The organism is Streptomyces resistomycificus (assembly GCF_001514265.1).
In the GTDB taxonomy this organism is placed as follows: Bacteria; Actinomycetota; Actinomycetes; order Streptomycetales; family Streptomycetaceae; genus Streptomyces; species Streptomyces resistomycificus.
In genome coordinates, this window is record NZ_KQ948999.1 from 22,805 (window position 1) to 40,451 (window position 17,647).

10 protein-coding genes are annotated in these 17,647 nt (G+C 68.7%); 5 read left to right on the plus strand and 5 right to left on the minus strand.

Annotation, left to right across the window (positions count from 1 at the left end; genetic code table 11):
* Positions 1-12: 12 nt before the first annotated feature.
* Positions 13-7,104 carry a polymorphic toxin-type HINT domain-containing protein gene (locus AQJ84_RS30490; RefSeq protein ID WP_107082800.1) on the minus strand — a complete coding sequence of 2,364 codons (7,092 nt, stop codon included), beginning with the start codon at positions 7,102-7,104 and terminating at the stop codon, positions 13-15.
* 473 nt (positions 7,105-7,577) lie between these two features.
* On the opposite strand from AQJ84_RS30490, the gene AQJ84_RS30495 reads away from it, so the two are divergent.
* Positions 7,578-11,057, plus strand: a complete 3,480-nt coding sequence (locus AQJ84_RS30495) for a DNRLRE domain-containing protein (RefSeq protein WP_059198887.1) — start codon at positions 7,578-7,580, stop codon at positions 11,055-11,057.
* A 393-nt stretch (positions 11,058-11,450) separates the two neighbouring features.
* Here AQJ84_RS30495 and AQJ84_RS30500 read toward each other — a convergent pair whose 3' ends face one another.
* Positions 11,451-11,891 (minus strand): hypothetical protein, encoded by a 441-nt coding sequence (locus AQJ84_RS30500; RefSeq protein ID WP_053192534.1) that lies wholly within the window; start codon positions 11,889-11,891, stop codon positions 11,451-11,453.
* Between the two features lie 129 nt (positions 11,892-12,020).
* Here AQJ84_RS30500 and AQJ84_RS30505 point away from each other — a divergent pair, with 129 nt between their 5' ends.
* The 4 genes from AQJ84_RS30505 (at position 12,021) to AQJ84_RS30520 (ending at position 14,255) form a co-directional block, all read left to right on the plus strand.
* Entirely contained in the window at positions 12,021-12,431 is a 411-nt protein-coding gene (locus AQJ84_RS30505) for a VOC family protein (protein ID WP_030043242.1), read from the plus strand.
* Positions 12,432-12,549: 118 nt separating this feature from the next.
* Positions 12,550-12,957, plus strand: a complete 408-nt coding sequence (locus AQJ84_RS30510; protein ID WP_030043241.1) for a hypothetical protein — start codon at positions 12,550-12,552, stop codon at positions 12,955-12,957.
* 4 nt (positions 12,958-12,961) lie between these two features.
* Positions 12,962-13,486, plus strand: coding sequence for a thiol-disulfide oxidoreductase DCC family protein (locus AQJ84_RS30515; RefSeq protein WP_053192533.1), 525 nt, complete (start codon positions 12,962-12,964; stop codon positions 13,484-13,486).
* A 10-nt stretch (positions 13,487-13,496) separates the two neighbouring features.
* Entirely contained in the window at positions 13,497-14,255 is a 759-nt protein-coding gene (locus tag AQJ84_RS30520; protein ID WP_030043239.1) for a TetR/AcrR family transcriptional regulator, read from the plus strand.
* Between the two features lie 28 nt (positions 14,256-14,283).
* Here AQJ84_RS30520 and AQJ84_RS30525 read toward each other — a convergent pair whose 3' ends face one another.
* The 3 genes from AQJ84_RS30525 to AQJ84_RS30535 all read right to left on the minus strand — a co-directional run bounded on the left by AQJ84_RS30525 (position 14,284) and on the right by AQJ84_RS30535 (position 17,592).
* Positions 14,284-15,837, minus strand: a complete 1,554-nt coding sequence (locus AQJ84_RS30525; protein ID WP_053192531.1) for an ABC transporter substrate-binding protein — start codon at positions 15,835-15,837, stop codon at positions 14,284-14,286.
* Positions 15,838-16,020: 183 nt separating this feature from the next.
* Positions 16,021-17,277 (minus strand): metallophosphoesterase, encoded by a 1,257-nt coding sequence (locus AQJ84_RS30530; protein ID WP_030043238.1) that lies wholly within the window; start codon positions 17,275-17,277, stop codon positions 16,021-16,023.
* Between the two features lie 75 nt (positions 17,278-17,352).
* A complete protein-coding gene (locus AQJ84_RS30535; RefSeq protein ID WP_030043237.1) occupies positions 17,353-17,592 on the minus strand; it encodes an SCO4848 family membrane protein in 240 nt (79 codons plus the stop codon).
* Positions 17,593-17,647 lie beyond the last annotated feature (55 nt).

Below are 17,647 nucleotides of genomic sequence, written 5' to 3' on the forward strand. Positions count from 1 at the left end.
GAACCAGGCTATTTACCAGCCGGAATCAGGGAAGTGTGGCGCGCTGAATTTCTGAATTTTCCTGTAGTGAGTCGATGTCCATCCGTAGACCTCGACGCCATTTTTCTCCACGACCAGGATCCGGTCAGTCTCCGGGCGCCCCGGAACTCGATACTCCTTGGCGCCTGCCCACCATGAATGCTCCCGACCACTGTACGTGTTATGCGATCTGATTTCCCCCAACCTGACCGCATCGTACGCCTCAGCAATCTTCTTGTTCATCCCTTGAGGCAAACCGTCAGACAGTTTCCCCTTGGGACAGTTGCTGTTGTGAACGAGTACCGGAGTCTCGCCCGCCAGCACATAGTACGTGTGCAGGTGGTCGACCGTCAGGTTGTACGTACGCGCGTGCTTGGTGAACGGGCGATTGCCCGTGACGATGACAGTCTCGGCATCGTCGGTGAGCAGCGTCATGCCCGGCTTGAGGTCGCCTGCGGTGATCCACGCGCGCTCGGACGGTGACCAGATTGGATGCTCGTGCGTCGCCGTGAGTTTCTCGATTCCCACTTCGGTGGCAATGGAGAGCTCATTGAAATACTTGTCACCCTCAGTGCGAATGAGGCGGGTGACCTTTTTAGGCGCCGTCTCACCGGTCTTCGGATCCGTCGCCAAGACCTCGTCTCCGAGCCTGACGTCTTCGATGTCCTTGGTGGACCCGTCGGCCATGAGCACGTCCGTGCCTGCGAGGAAGCACTTACAGCCGGTCGGGATATCCGCCCCGTCAGCAGCTTCGTCCGCACGTTTTCCGAGCTTCAGAAACTTGAAGACCTTGAGGAAGGGCAGATCGACAGCCAGGCCTCCACAGTTTCCCAGGGAAACCTCAGTCACGCACTGGCCGGCCTCCTCGGTGTCGAACACGAAGAAGTCGAACAGGTCTTTTGCTTGCCTTTTTCTCAGATTCTCGCCCACGGGCGCCACGCCGTAGTAAATGCCGTAATCACCGACCGTGGCATAGGCCTTGGACTTCGTTCCCCCCGAACTGTACGTATACGTGTACAGCGTGGATCCGTCGTCGCGGCTCACGACATCGGTCTCCACCATGTGATGCACCCAGCGCCCCTGATCGTCCTGGGTGAACCACTCCTTTGTCATGGGGTCGCAGGTGTCGCGCTCGCACACGCCGACGGGCTTCAGTCCATCAGGATCGGATGTGGAGATGGGGCTGTTGCGGGCATAGGCATACCCGTTCATCTGCAACGGGTCCGCGATGTCGATGATCGGGTCCGCCGAAAGGAAGCGGCCTGTGTTCTGGTCGTACTCGCGCGCTCCGATGTGCGTCAGTCCGGTCGCCGCGTCGTCGACCCCCACGCCCAGGTAGCTGCGCTTGTTGGGCCAGTTGGAGGGCTTCGGCCCGCGCAGTTCGCCGTACGGCTTGAAGGCGCGGCGCGTCACCGGCTGGGTGCCGGACAGCTCGACCGTGGTGTTCGCCGTGCCCAAGTGGTCGGCGATCATCACGTTGAGCTTGTGGCCCGTCGTCGCGCCGTTGGTCGTCGTGCGGACCACCGTCGGGGCGCCGGCCTGGCCGTAGGAGCGTGAGGCCCGGGTGATGGTGCCCGTGGCGTCCGTCGTCAGTTCGGCGTCGCCCAGGTACAGGGTCGAGCCTGTGGCCGAGTTCTCCAGGAGGCGGTTGCCGTCGGCGTCGTAGACGTAGGTCGTCTTCGCGCCGTCGTCGGTGATCGACTCCAGTTGGTTGTCCGGCGACCAGACCAGGTCCTGCGTCGTGTCGTGGAGGTCGCGGGCCGTGGTGTTGCCCGTCGCGTCGTACGAGTACGAGCTGCCCTTGCCCTCAGGGGTCGAGGTCGCCCACACCATCGTGTGCGGCTGGACGAGGGTGTTGCCGGTGACCGCCTTGCCGTAGCCGTACTTGTACGTGAGGTTCTTCGTCGCGTCCGCGGCGTCGTGCTCGGTCATCGATGCCCGGTTGCCGATCCAGTCGAACGTGTACGACTGGCGGTAGGCCGTCGAGCCCGTGGACACGGTCGAGGCGTCCGGGGCCGCCGCGGCGAGCGACGCGGTGAGAGTCTCGTCGGGGCTAAGTGCGTCCGCTGCCGCGTCCGGAGCGTCCGCGACGGGGCCCGAGGAAGTGGCGTACGTGGTGCGGGGGCCCCACGTCGTGCCGCCTGCCGACTTGCAGCCGGTGCCGGATCCGGTCGGCGCGATTTTCGACGTCCAGGCGTGGACCAGCTCGCCCATCACGTCGTACGTGAAGCACTGGGTGTCCCAGGTGTTGCCCGAGGCGTCGCTGAGCTGGCGGGCGTTGGAGGTGATCGTGCCGGTGGCGTCGTAGGAGTAGTAGCTGTCCGTGATGCGGTGCGGGCCCGCCGTCTCGCGGTCCGCGACCGTCCGCTGGAGGCGGCCCGTGTGCGGGTCGACGAAGTTCGTCGTCCAGACGCGGTAGGGCTGGGAACCGGAGACCGTGCGCAGCACCTCGCCGTACGGCGAGTAGGTGGCATCGGCCGTGTACCAGGTGAGGCCCGAGGTCGACTCCGCCAGACCGTCGCTGTTGTAGCGGGTGACGACCTTTTCCTGGGACAGGCCGCCCTTGGCCGGCAGCGTGACCGACTGCGGCTTGCCGGTGGGTGTGTAGGCGTACGAGTAGGCGTACGTGCCGGAGAGGCCCGTCGTCATGGCGTTGGCCGGGATGACCGTCTCGCTGCCGGTGGCCTGGTAGTCGGCGTCATAGCCGGTGACTTGGTTGACGTAGTCGCCGGTGTCCGTGTGGCGGATGGACTGGTACGGCTGGCCGATGCCACCCGGTGCGTCGTCGTACGTGTACTCCTTGACCGGAGTCGCGGTGGCCGAGCCCTGCCGGACGTACCTGACACGGCCGAGGACGTCGTACTCGGTGAAGATCTCCTGCTGGCGTGCGTTCTTGACCCGGTTGGGGCGGTCTGCCGCGTCGTACCACGTACCCGTCGTCCCGGTGTCGGGGTCGGTGGCGGACGTCTGGCGGCCACGGGTGTCGAAGGTGTAGGACCATACGTTGCCCGCCGGGTCCGTGACCTTGTCGCGGTTGCCCCGGGCGTCGTACCCGTACGTCGTCGTGCGTCCCGCGATCGAGGTGGAGGCATCCTGCGTGAAGTGCTTGATCGAGGTGACCCGGCCGAGGGCATCGACGTACGTCCTCGTTTTCGGCGCCGTCGAGCCCGGCGGGTTCACCGTCGAGCTGACCGCGTCGTAGTAGCGGAACGTCGCGTACTTGTAGGCGCTGCCGTGGTAGACCGACGCCCGGTGCTCGCGCTCCAGGCCGTCGTAGCGGTACTGGGTCGAGCTCGGGATCAACGACTCGGATCGCGGTGCGAAGAGTTCCGTATCGGGCTCACCCTTCGCCAGGTAGCCGGCGCTCTTCTCGACGACCAGGCCGTGGTCGTTGTAGTCCGTGTCCGTGATGATCCGGCCGGGGCCGTGGGCCTCGGTCTGCTTCTGGACCTCACGCATCAGGCCGTCGTACAGGGTGACGTCACGGGCGTAGGAGCCGTCGTCCTTGAGTCTGTCGACGACGACCGAAGCCGGGCGGTTCTCGCTCTGGGAGGCGATGGCCGGCTGGTAGTCGATGATCACGTTCGGCGACTTGCCGCCCGAGGAACGCGAGGGGGACCAGCCCTTCACCACGCGCCCGAGGGCGTCGTACTCGGTGCGGGCGACCCGGTTGTTGGCGTCGGTGACCGTGAGCGGCATACCGCGCCCCGGGTCGTAGGCCGCGATGACGGTGTGCCCCTTGGCGTTGATCGTCTTGGTCGCGGTGACCGGGCCGCCCTCCGCCGGCGTGTACTCCGTCTCGGTCGGCCCCACGCCCGGCTTGGTGATCGTGCGGACACGTCCCAGGCTGTCGTACGTCGTCCCGGTGACGACGGAGTGTGCCGTGCCCTCCCCGTTGATGTCGGCCACGGACGTGAGCAGACCCTTGGTCGGCGTCGCCCCGTAGGTCAGCTCGTCGTAGGTGTTCTGCACCGACGCCTTGAGTTTGGTCGCGGGGTCGGCGGTGGCGTAGCCCGCGCAGGAGGTGCCCGTGGTGCGCTGCTCCTTGGGCAGGCCGATCAGCCATACCGAGGTGTTGTGCAGGTACGAGGTCTTGGTGCAGGTCTGGTCGGAGAGCACTTCGGCGGTGCCGCTCGGTTTCACGACAGCCGTCTCCACCTGGGTGGGGAGACCGTACGTGTCGTCAGGTGTGGTGAGGGTGCGGACGGCACGCCAGCTGGTTCCGACCGTCTGGACGTCATCCGATCGTTTGACGCCCCTGCGGTGGGCGAGCAGCGGGTCCGCGTCCGTCGCGTCCTCGTTCTCACGGGCACGGGTCGCGGTCTGCTTGGACCAGGGATAGTTCAGGGTGCGTTTGAGGATCTCGCCGTCGGAGTCGACGTACGTGATGGCCTCGGCGGTCATGCCGGCGTACTGCGGGGCGTCGTCCGACAACAGCGTGTACGCGCCGGTGGAGTCCTTGACCTCGCCGCCGGTGCCCTGGAAGTAGCGTGTGACGGACTGCGACTGGGTCTGGGGGACACCCACCTCCGAGGTGGACTTGCTTCCCTTGGTGGCCTGGACCTGGCGGTAGCCACGCCAGTCGCTGTAGGTGCGGAGTGCAGGGCGACTGAACTCGTCGTCGCTCTTGGCCCAGGCCGGGGTTGAGTACTTGTACCTGCTGACGACTGGCCGACCGTGCGACGTGACCTTGTCGGTCTCCGTGACGGAGGCGACGACGTACTTGTTGAACCACGACTTCGCGGGGGTCTTCTCGTCGCCGTCCGGTGACCAGCGCACCGGGAAGCAGGTGCCGTTGCCCTTGCCCTTGTCCTCCGTCGGCTCGGTGGCGCAGCCGCCGGTGTACTCGACCTCGATGTCGCCGCCGTACTCGGTGGACACCGTGCCGATGCGGGGGCGTGTGAAGCCGGGGCGCTGGTCGCTCTTGCCGGTCCGGACGAGGTTGGGCAGTTGCCGGTCTTTCAGGCGGGCGCGCAGAGGTGAGGTGGAGCCGACCGTGTACTGCGCGAAGCTGATCCCGTCCTTGGACTGGAGCGTGCCGGTGGTGTCACCGGGCGCGTACCCGGTGCGGGTGATCGAGTTGAGCCACAGGCCCGGGGAGGTGTCGTACCAGTCCTCCGGGAAGGACTGGCGCAGCGTGTACTTGTCGACCGGGCCGAGGCCGGTCTGGCCTACGCGAGCCGCCTTCGTCGTCACCGTGTCCAGGCGTAGCTGCGTCCAGAACGAGGGGAACGGCGGGCAAAGCTTGGACGTGGACTTGCAGTTGAGATTGCCGGGGGTGTCCCACCAGGGGCGGTAGGCGCCCGGGTCGTCGGTCTTGGCGAAGTTGGCCGCGGTGCACGCCGTCTCCGACTTCAGGCAGCGCTGCTTGACGCCGAAGTCCACCGTCGCCGACGGCTTGGTCAGGCTGTCCGGGCGCATGCCGTACTCGATGGAGGACGGGTAGGCATAACGGTCGTACTGCTCGGGTGACTTGAACTTCTTGCGGACGGCGTAGTAGTTCGTCTCCTGCGTCCAGTTGACGATCATCGTGTTGCCGTGGACGTCGACGACCTTGTCCAGACCCCAGCGCCAGCCCTGCTGCCTGCCCGCGCCGCAGCGGGAGTCGGCGAAGGCGGTGGCGTGGCAGGGTTCGCCCGGGTGGTTGCCGAAGACCGGTGCGGTGGAGACGGAGTCGGTGGTGGCGTGGCCGCCGCCGACGCTGTTCTGGCCGTAGTAGTACCGGGTGCCGTCCGTGGTGGTGACGACCCAGTACTCGCCGTTGTTGTCGTCGTTCGTGCCGCCGACCCGGTGTTCCACGCGGGTGCCGTCGTCCTGCTGGGGACGGTAGACCTCGGTGTCCTTCTCCGGATCGCTGCCGGAGGCTGCGGCCCTGACGAGTTCGGTGGTATTGCCGCCCAGCGACATCACCGCGTTGTACGACGCCCAGCACAGGTCGGACGTCTTGTCCTTCTTGGCCGTGTTGTTGGGCGCGCCCGCCTTGAGCGTCTTGCGGTCGTCCTGGCAGGAGCGGTACCGGCGCTCGATGTAACCGGGATCGTAGGACCAGCCCTCGCCGATCCAGGAGGCCTGGGGCGAGGAGACGCCCGTACGGGCGTCCACGGCCTGCGAGTTGTAGTTGAAGGAGATCTTGGGCCCCGGACCCGCGGGCGGGCTCGGGACGGTCAGCGGGTAGGACCAGGTGAACGCACCCGACGATCCGCCTGCCTCCCACTTGCCGTTCGAGGCGAGAGGCGTGGCCTTGAAGGTGCCTCCGCCACCGCCCCCGGAGTCGACCGCGCCGACGACAGCCGTACCCGAGCCGAGGGACGCGACCGGAGTGGCGGAGGTGGACTTTCCGAACGACGCCTGGATCACACCGGAGGTTTGCGGTGGCTTCGACGTGGCGGACGCGGGCGTCACCGTGTCGTCGGCCGCCGGATCGACCGTGGCGGTGAGGGACTTCGCCGCCGTGTCGTTCGTCGTCTCCAGTTCCTCGTACGTCTGGCAGGCCTCGTCGTCCGGCGTGGTCAGGTAGCAGTCAGGGAACTGCACGAAGCGCAGACGGGATGCCCAGTCGGCGCCGTAGAGGCTCTTGAACTTGGTGTAGTCCAGCTTGACGGAGACCGGGACGGAGCTGGTGGTGGGCGCCTCGACGACCAGTACGGCACCGTCCACGCCCTGGCCTGTCGCCGAGGTGCGTTCCGGGATCGTCACCTGCCACGTACCCGTCGGCGCCGGCCCGTCGGGGGCCTGGCCGAGGCTGACGGGGAGACTGCCAGCCGGGCTCAGTGCCGCCTGTTCCGTACCGACGGCGGCTGCGGTTCGGGCCGTGGCGGGAGCCGCAGTCGAGCCGAAGGCGACTGTTCCCGTACCGACCGGCGTGGTCGTGGTGTTGGCCGGTGCCGCGAGGAGGTCAGGGGGGACATCGGCCCGAAGCGACTCCAGGTGCCGACCCGCGTCCTTGCCGGGAACGGGCGCCTCCTGCTCGAGTTCCTCCAGGGACACCGCCTCCCGGCCGATCTCCTCCGCCGCCGGATCAGGGGGCAGCGCCAAGGCCTGCACGGGCAGCAGCCCCACCAGCAGCGCGGCGGCGGTGAGGGGCACAGCTGTGCGCGCCAGGCGCCGCCTGTGAGCATGCGGAAGTCGATCGAACACGACGAGGTCCCCCGGACCACTTGAAGCGGGACCGATGACGGACCACGCGTGGCGACTTACCAGACAGCAAAGATTCTGTGATCACCCTGTAAAGAATCACCAGAGGCGTCGAGGCGATGTGATGATCGTCACCGTACGTAACGAGTTATCACGCTACGAATGCACCCAGAGGTGCATCAAGGTCGGGCAATCCAACGAAGCCGCCCTCAATTCACCGACGCATGCCGCCATTTGCCTCGTTTGTGCCCGCCAGTCGCCCGCTTGGGCGGCCCAGCCACCCGTCAGCTCTCGCGCATCCGGAACAGCACGCGAAATCTCCATAGGGTGACGACAGTTCCCCCATGGGTCATCATCGGCTGGCTCGGCCGCGTCCTGTCATGCGCCGCTGCCGAGGAAGACAAGGGGGAAGGGGAACTCGCCCGATGACGCGCAACTGGCGCCGGACACCCGGCCGTCGGACCGGCGCGGCACTGTTGGCCACGGTGGTCGCCACCACAGGCATCGTCTGTGCCGGGCTCCGGCTGGACGGCGGTACCGCCCATGACAGCAGCGGCAATGACCGGCGCTCGAAGACAGTCACTGAAACCACTGCCCTCGCCAAGGCGGCACGGACCGGCAAGAGTGTCGAGGTGACGGCTGCGCGCACCGCGCGCTCCACTACCTGGGCCCGCCCAGACGGCCTGATGACGAAGCGGCTCTACTCGTCGCCCGTCCTTGCCGAAGTGGACGGCGAGTGGAAGAGGATCGACCCCAGTCTGCGGCGCACCACGGCGGGTTGGGAGCCGGCGGCCACCACCACCCGAATGGTCTTCTCGTCCGGTTCCGAGGGGCGCGACGCACAGCGCTCCTCCCGCTCCACCGTGCGACGCACGTCCCTGGTGCAGTCCATCGCGGCAGACGACACCGAAACTCCCCTGGTCACGCTGTACGTCGGCGATGCCTCCGAGTACGAGATACAGCTCACCTGGCCGGGCCCCGTCCCGACCCCGATCATCGATGGCAACCGCGCGCTGTACCCGGAGATCTTCCCGGGCGCCGACCTCGTCCTGACGGCCGACGACGACGGCTTCGGGCAGCTCGTCGTTCTGAAGAACCGCCAGGCCGCAGCCGATCCTCACGTGCGGCAGCTCGTGTACGGCCTCCACTCCACCCGCCTGACCTTCCGCCTCGACCCCGTTTCGGGGATCGTCAGCGCCGAGAACGCCGACGACGCGGAAGTGGCGATGTCCCCCACCCCGCTCATGTGGGACAACAGCGGGCAGCCTGCCGTCACCGACGGGGCCGTGGGTGCCACGGCTCAGCCGACCGAATCCGAATCCCCGGATCCCACTGACTCGGAAGACCCTTCCCCCGGCGACAGCCCGGCCCCGACGGACGGGGAGGTCGAGTCGGACGAACAGAGCGACACCGACGTCGAGGTCTTGCCGTCGGCGATCGACGGCCCGGCACCGACCGCTTCGGAGGCTCCGTTGCCGTCCGCGCCGGCCGAGTCGACACCGGCACCGGCGCATACCGGCTCGGCCGCGACGCTGAGCCTGCCCTCCCTCGACGGGCCCTCCCCCGACTCCCGAGGCGAGCTCGTCGAGACCGACCTGGCCACGGGGAAGTGGATGCTCACCCCCGACCAGGACTTCCTCGACGACCCGGCGACGACCTACCCGGTCTTCATCGACCCCTCGGTCAAGAAGCACACACAGAACTGGACCACCGCCTACAACCGGCACCCCAACGCGACGTTCTACAACGGCAGGGGCTTCAACCGGGGTGGTACCCACGAGGCGCGCATCGGCTTCGAGTCCGACACCTGGGGCACCTCACGGTCGCACTTCAACATCCTCTTCGACAAGGACCTCAAGGGCACCAAGATCACCAGCGCGAGACTACGGGTGCTGGAGACCTACTCCTGGTCCTGCCAGGCGCGCTCCATGAGCGTCCACCTCACCAGCGAGATCAACGGGCACACGAACTGGAAGAACGCCCCCAAGCTGCACGACGGCAACAAGCTGGCCACGAAGAGCTTCGCCCACGGCTACAAGTCGGGCTGCCGCGACGACTTCGAGACCTTCGACGTGCGCAAGGGTGCCCAGAAGGCCGCCGACAACGGCCGGGACATGATCACCTTCGGGATGCGCGCCCGGGACGAGAACGCCCAGTACGCGTGGAAGAAGGTCCAGGCCAATGGTGACTACGCGCCGGTGCTTGAACTCGTCTACAACCGCAAGCCGTCGATCGTCACCAACTCCCTCGACCTCGGCCCCGACGGCAAGTGCACGACCACGAAGCCGTACGTCCGCATGGGCTCCGGTGACCTGACGTTCACCGCCAAGGCCACCGACAAGGACAAGAACCTCGACTACTTCGACTTCGACCTGTGGCAGATGGGTCAGTGGGCCGAAGCCGGCGACCTGCTGAAGTCGACCGGCAAGGTTTCCGCGGGCGGCGACGGCGACGCGGCGCTGCGGACCACCGACAAGTTCGCCACCAGCAAACTCAAGAGTGGCGCAACCTACTCGTGGCGGGTGCGGGCGGTCGACGACGCCGGCACGACCTCCGGCTGGTATCCGAAGTCACCCTGCAGGTTCGTCCTCGACACCACCGCGCCCAGCCCTCCCAAGGTCAGCTCGACCGACTTCCCCAACGCCGACGGCAGTGAGAACGGCTTCGGCAGCGGCGCCGAGGACGCCAACTGGTCCACGAAGAAGTTCGGCACCGCCGGCACCTTCACCGTGCGCGCCGTGAACACCGACGTCGTGCGCTACGAATTCGGCTACAACTCCCCTACCTACACGGGAAGTCTCAACCGCACCAACGGCACGGCCACCAGTGTCAGCGCCACCATCAGCGGCGCCAAGCCTCCGGCAGCGGGACCCAACGTGCTCTACGTCCGTGCTGTCGACAGCTCGGGCAACGTCTCCGAAGCGGCCAAGTACTTCTTCTACGTCACTCCGCGCGACCAGGCCGACAAGGCCGGCGACTTCACGGGTGATCTGCTGCCCGACATGATGGTGGTCACCGAGTCCGCCAACCTCGTGCTGTACCCCTCGCAGGCATCCGTCGACCCCGCCACCGGCGCTCTGGGCAAGGGCACCGGCGACCTGCAGTACTCGATGCCCGGCGCCTACCGGGCCAACCCCGCCAAGGATCCCAACGGGGATGATCTACCTCCCTACGTCGGCGCACCGAGCGGCCACTTCAAGAACGCGCTGATCACCCACAACGGTGATATCTACGGCGGAGACGGCCTCCAGGATCTCGTGGCCCGGGTCGGAGACAGACTCTGGGTGTATCCGGGCGACGGCTACGGCGCCGTCAACATCGACCGCCGCCAGGAGATCCTGCTGCCGACGGGAGCTCCCCATCCCTCCGCTCTCACCCAGATCGTGGCGGCCGGTGACATCACCGGCGACGGCCGCACCGATTTCCTCGCTCTCGCCGGCACCGAGTTGTGGGCCTTCACCGGCTATCACGGAGCCACGGTCGACCAGGCGATCCGCTTGGCCGCCGCCTCCGCCTGGACCGAGCGCGACCTGGTGACCGCCGCGGACGTCAGCGGCGACGGCGTCGCCGATCTCGTCTACCGGTCGGACGCGTCCGGGCGGCTGCTCCTGCGCAAGGGCGTGGCCGCCAGTGGCGGCGGAGTCGACCTGGACTCCCTCGCGTCCGCCGCGAACTCCTCCGGAGGGCTGGACACCGAGTACGGGGCCACCGGCTGGTCGCGTGCCGACGTCCCGCTGCTGATGGGCACGCCCGACGCCAACGGCGACTCCGTCCCCGACATATGGGCTGTGCGATCCGAAGGCTCCGTGCGCTTCCACGTGGGCGGCAAGACCGCCCTGTCGGGGGCTGGTACGGAAATCATCGGCAAGGCGGGCTACTGGGCGACACGCATGGCCATCGGGTGACCCGAAGGGCGCCGAGCGAGGGACGTCGGACATGCGCGTCCGACGCTCCTCGTCGGCGTTCGGCGCTCACCTGCAGCCGGCTCGGGAACGCCGGATCCGTGATTCCCGTGTCGTCGGCCGGCATCATCGCCTTGCTCAGGATCACCGCCGGCATCCGGTCGCCCCGTACGGCAGTTGGCGTTCGCCCTGCACAAGGAGGAAACGGCCCCCGGCGTGCAGCGGTCGGCGTTCGCGGGTCTTGGTCACCAGCAGTCCAGGATCACGCGACAGGGGTTCGGTGCTCCGGCTGCGTTCGCCGAGCCCGTACGACATCCGGTAGTCCCGGAAGGGGCCGTCGGGGTCCGAGCCAGTACGAGCGTCACTGACAACGCCCCCCGCCAAGGCCCCGCGGGCTCATCTCACGGTCGGCTTGCTCCACTCCCGGGCGTCCGCCCCACGCATCAGCTCGACCGCCGCGTCCGCGTCGCCGGCCACCAGCGGATGCACGAGCTCGACGTAACGCACCTGGCCGGCGAGGGACTTCCGCATCTGCCTGAGGCTGCGGGCGCCGAACGAGACGCGGCCCCGCCGGTCGACGACGCCCGCGGCGACGGCCAGCCTCTCGACGCTCACCTTGCACAGGGTGGATTCCGTCTCGCGGCAGGCGTGGATCTCGACGTGCCCGTCCCACAGCCCCAGGACGACCTCGTACGTCACCCCGGAGCCGGTGTAGGCGGCGACGGCCAGGGGCCGGTCCGACGCGCGCTCGTCCGGGCCGTCGAGGCCCAGTCTCGCCGCGGCGTCGGCGCAGGTCGCACGCACCTCGGTGAAGAAGACCCTGACCCCCGGAACCATTCGCGCCCCCTGCGTCGCAGCCGTGACGGCGTTTCAGGGTAGCGGCGCGAGGGGCCGCCCCTCCGCTCATTGAGTGACCCCGCGGTCAGCCCGCCCGGTGCGCGGCACCCTGGCACCTAATCTGATGGCATGTCAGATGACGAGTCGTACGAACTGCTCGGTTTCGACAACGTGCTGCTGCCCGTCGGCGACCTCGCCGAGGCCGTCGGGTTCTACGAGCGCGCCGGGTTCGCGGTGGGGTTCCGGTTCGACGAGGGCGGGATCGCGCTGCTCAAGGTCGGGGGCGAGACCCCCGGGATCCTGCTCCGGCAGGAGGAGGGGTTCGGGCACCGGCCGCCGTCCTGGCCCTCTCCGCGCGTGTGGCTGGAGGTGCCGGACGTGCGACGTGCCGCCCGGGAGCTGGCCGCCGCGGGCATCGTCCCGCTCGACGAGCCCTTCCCGGTCGCCACCGGCTGGACCGTCGAGTTCGCCGACCCCTGGGGGAACGTCGTCGGGTTCACGGACTACCGCAAGCGGCCGGAGCTCGCGCGACGGGCCTGACGTGACGCAGATCCCACGCCCCTTGCGCGGGAAGTGAGTTGAACACGTTCAAATGCAGGTCTAGAGTCTCCCCTGTCAGCGTTTTGAACGCGTTCAAGAAGTGAGAAGGGGGAAGGCAATGGACCGCACGGTCGTCGCCTACGTCATCTACCTGGTCGTCAGCATCGGGCTGACCGTCTGGGTGGCCCGCACGCTCAGCCGCAACGGGCGGATCTTCCTCGCCGACGTGCTGCGCGGGAACGAGAGCCTCGCGGACGCCGTCAACCACCTCCTGGTGGTCGGGTTCTACCTCGTCAACCTGGGCTTCGTCGCGCTCTACCTCAGCGGTGACGGGACCATCGCGGACACCCGCGGCATCTTCGAGGCCCTGTCGACCAAGCTGGGTGTGGTGCTGCTGGTGCTGGGCGTCATGCACCTGGCCAACGTGTTCGTGCTCAACCGGATCCGGCGGCGGGGCGTCATGGAGCGGGAGCAGGTGCCGCCGGTCGCGCCGCAGGGCTGGGTGGCCCCGACGGCCGGGGCCTGAGGACATGTCCGCCACGGCAGCGGTCGCGCCCGTCCGCCGGCTCACCGTCCTGTACGACGCCGAGTGCTCCCTGTGCGCCTTCCTGCGCGACTGGCTCGTACGGCAGCCGCAACTGGTGCCCCTGGACCTGGTTCCCGCCGGATCGGCCGAGGCCCGGCGCCGGTTTCCGGGGCTCGACCACCGCGTCACCCTCGAGGAGATCACCGTCGTGGGTGACGCGGGGCAGGTCTACCGCGACACCGCCGCCTGGATCGTCACCCTGTGGGCCCTGCGCGCCCACCGGCCGCTCGCCCACCGCCTGAGCACGCCCTCCGGGGCGCGGCTCGCAAAGGGCGCGGTGCTCGCCGCCGCCAAGTGGCGCGGCGGGCAGTGGGGCTGGGGCGGGGCGGGGGTGCCCGGCAACGCCTGGGGCCGTGACCAGTGGGGCGGGAAGGTGTACCGCAGCGCGGAGGGATGGACGTACGACCCCACGCGGGGATGGACGTACAGCCCACCGGCCTGCGACAGCGGTACCTGCGCCACTGGTTAGGCTCCTGGTCGTGCCTGCGAACAACGACGCCCCGGACGAGGGCGGCAACCCGAGCAAGTCCGAGCAGACCCGCGCGCTCATCCTGGAGACGGCCATGCGGCTGTTCCAGGAGCGGGGCTACGACAAGACGACCATGCGGGCCATCGCCAAGGAGGCAGGGGTCTCCGTCGGCAACGCGTACTACTACTTCGCGGGCAAGGAGCACCTGATCCAGGGCTTCTACGACCGGCTCGCCGCCGAGCACCAGGTGGCGGTCCGGGAGGTGCTGGCCCGCGAGACCGGCCTGGAGGAGCGGCTGGCGGGCGTGTTGAGGACGTGGCTGGACATCGCGACCCCGTACCACGAGTTCGCGGTGCAGTTCTTCAAGAACGCCGCCGACCCGGACAGCCCGCTCAGCCCCTTCTCCCCCGAGTCGGAGCACGCGCGCGTGGAGGCCATCAGCGTCCACCGGCAGGTGCTCGCGGGCGCGAAAACCAAGGTGCCGGAGGAACTGCGGGACGTCCTGCCCGAGTTGATGTGGCTCTCCCAGATGGGGCTCGTCCTGTACTGGATCTTCGACCGGACGGAGGGGCGGGAGCGCAGTTACCGGCTCGCCGAGCGCGGCGCCCGGCTCACCGCCCGGGGCGTGTCACTGGCCCGGTTCCGGGTGCTGCGGCCGCTGGTGCGGGAGGTGCACGAGCTGTTCACGGACTTCCTGCCCGGCATGACGAACGCGCTTCCGGATCCGGCGCGGAGGGCGGCGACTCCGCCCTCCGAGGGGCGTACCTGAGCCCGACGGCCGGTACCGCGCCGTCACGTCAGATCCAGGTCAGGCGCCAGAGGCGGTAGACACCGGTGCCGTCCGCGAGGTACTGGCCGCCGCCGACGTTCTCGTCGCTGACGACGTACTCCTTGGCCTGCCACAGCGGGATGACCGGGACGTCCTGGGCGACGGCCTCCTGCAGCTCGCTGAAGTCCTGTGCGGCCTCGGCCCGGTCGGCGTACCGCTGGCTCCCCTGGATCAACCGGTCGACGGTCTTGTTGTGGTAGCCGGTGTTCATGGTGGCGCCGGTGCCGACCAGCGGGGAACCGAAGGTGTCCGGGTCGGGGTAGTCGGCCACCCAGCCGACGGCGTACGCGTCCAGCTTCCCGGACGTCCAGCGCTTCTGGAAGTCGGTCCACTCGTAGCCCTTGACGGTCACCTTGAACAGGCCGCTCGCCTCCAGTTCCCGCTTGATCTCGGCGGCCTCCGCGGCGGCGGAGCCACGCCCCTCGGCGTAGCCGTAGGTGAAGCGGACCGGCAGGGTCACGCCCGCCTCGCCGAGCAGCTGCTTCGCCTTGTCGGTGTCCTGGTTGGGGTAGAGGTCGAAGAAGGACGTTGTGTGGCCGGTGATGCCCGTCGGGATCAGCGAGTAGAGCGGATCGACCGTCCCGTCGTAGACCGTGGCCGCCAGCCGGTCTCGGTCGATCAGCCAGGCCATGGCCTGCCGGACCCGGGTGTCGTGCAGCGGTGAACCCGAACGGGTGTCGAGGTACAGGTTGCGGGTCTCGGAGCTGTCGGCCACGGACACCCGCTGGGCGGGGTCGCTGGGGTTCAGACCGGCGAGGACCGACGGGGGCAGCTGCCGGGCGGCGACGTCGATCCGCTTCGCCTTCCAGGCGGCTTCGAGCTGGTCGGCGTCCGCGTAGTAGCGCAGTTCGACGGGGCTCCCGGTGTCCTTGAGGGCACCGTCGTAGTGCGCGTTGGGCGCGAGGACGGCCTTCTTGTCCTTCGTGTACGTCGTCAGGTCGTACGGTCCGGTCCCGTCGACGCCGGTGTCGGTGCGCAGCTTGTCCGCCGGGTACTCGGTGCGGTCGACGATCGAACCCGCCCCGGTGGCCACCTTGAACGGGAAGGTGGCGTCGGCCGAGGACAGCCGGAAGGTGACGGTGCGGCCCTTGGCCTCGACCGAACGCAGGGTGCTCAGCAGGGACGCCGGACCGACCGGGGAGTTGATCTTCTTGACCCGGTCGAAGGAGTACTTCACGTCCTGCGCGCTCACCTCGCGGCCGCTCGGGAACGTGAGGCCCTCGCGCAGCTCACAGCGGTAGGTGCGCAGGCCGCCGACGAACGCGCAGCTCTTCGCCGCGTCCGGGACGGGCGTGGCGCCGCCCGGCTCGAAGGTCAGCAGGGACTGGAAGACGTTGCTGAACAACGCCCATGAGCCGGCGTCGTAGGCGCCTGCCGGATCTAGCGACGTGACCGCGTCGGTCGTACCGACCGTGATGGTCTTGCCGTTGCCGCTCTGGGACGGCAGCAGTTGCCAGCCACCCACACCGGCCGCCGCCAGCACCAGCAGTGTCGCGAGTATCCGCGTGCGAACCGACCGCATCGGTTTGCCCTCCCCAGGGCCCGTCCGGGCCGCCGCACAAATGCCGCACCTCTGGCGACGCGGCTCAATTAACCACAGGTGTTTCACCTGGGGGAAGAGAGATCCGGGGAGTTGGGAAAGACGTTACCGCAAGCGCTTTCTGCGAGATTCCACAGGGATCTCACAGCTTGGGGGGCGGCGGTTTCAGGCCTGCTTGGACGCCAGTTCGATCACCGTGATGTCGGATTCGGCGCCGACCCGGGTCGGCGGGCCCCAGGCGCCGGCGCCGCGGCTGACGTACAGCTGTGTGTCGCCGTAGCGCTCCAGGCCCGCGAGGGTCGGGTTCTCGGCCGAGGCGACGAAGTTGCCCGGCCAGAGCTGGCCGCCGTGGGTGTGGCCGGAGAGCTGGAGGTCGACGCCGTGCTTGACGGCGTCGTGGATCTGTACGGGCTGGTGGGCGAGGAGCACGCACGCGCGTGCCCGGTCGCGGTCGCCGAGCGCCTTGGCGAAGTCGGGGCCCTGGCCCTCGCTCTCGCCCGCGAGGTCGTTGACGCCCGCCAGGTCGAACCAGGGCATCTCCGTACGGGCGTTCTCCAGCGGGTGCAGACCCAGCCGCCGTACCTCCTCGACCCACTGCTCGGCGCCGGAGAAGTACTCGTGGTTGCCGGTGACGAAGTACGACCCGTGCCGCGCCTTCAGCCGGGCCAGGGGCGCGGCGGCCGGACCCAGGTCCTTCACGCTGCCGTCGACCAGGTCGCCGACGACCGCGATCAGGTCGGGCTGGGTGCCGTTGATCGTGTCGACGACCTTCTGCGCGAAGCCCGGGCCGAGCACCGGGCCCAGGTGGACGTCGCTGACCACCGCGATCCGGTAACCGTGCGCCGCGCGCGGGAGCTTGGCCAGCGGGACCGTGACCCGCTTGACGGTGGGGCCGTTCAGGACGCCGTACGTGCCGTAGCCGACGGTTCCGAGGGCGGCCGCGGCCGCGGCGCCGCCGACGACCCGGGAGACGAACAGACGGCGGGAGGGGGCGGCGACCAGGCGGGGCGAGGCGGCGGCCGGGGGCTCCTGGGGCGGGGCCCCGGCAGGGACGGGCTCCGGTCGCGGCACGGCGACCGCGGTGGCCGCCTTCCGCCGGTCCCGCCGCTCCAGGAACCGCCGCAGCAGCGGCCGTACGACCTCACCGACGATCACGCCGAGCAGCAGGTAGATCGACAGGGCCAGCCACAGGAAGCCCGGCCACGCCAGGGTGCGCTGGAGCCAGAAGGGGGCGCCGGTGCGCTCGGCGACGAGGGCCGTGATCGCCAGCACCCAGCCGCCGGCGATCAGCACCGCACCCGCGCGGCGCGCGAGGCCCGGGGCTCGGGTCGTGTCGCGGAACAGGCGTCTCCACAGGTACCAGTTGGCCGTCACCAGGATGCCCAGGACGACCAGCGCGACTAGTACGAAGAGTATGACCACGGTCTCGTGTCCCCCGTTGTGGGTGTCAGCTCTGTGGTGATGACGTCCGGCTGAGTGATGACGTCCGGTCTGTGGTTATGACGTCCGGCGCAATGCGCGTACTCCGCGCAACCCGATGCCCCCGACGACCGTCCCCAATACGAAGGAGACGACCGCGAGCAGCAGGTGCACCCAGAAGTACGCCGTCGGGTGACCGTCGTCGAACGCGAGCCCGCTGCTGTCCTTGATCAGGTTTTTGACGAAAGTGACCCAGATGACCCAGCTCCACACCCCGAAGGCGAGCAGGAACCAGGAGACGGGGCGGCTGAGCTTCATGCCTCCAGTATCGCCGCCCGGTGTCCGGTTCCTTGGCCGGGGTGGGGAGGGTGAC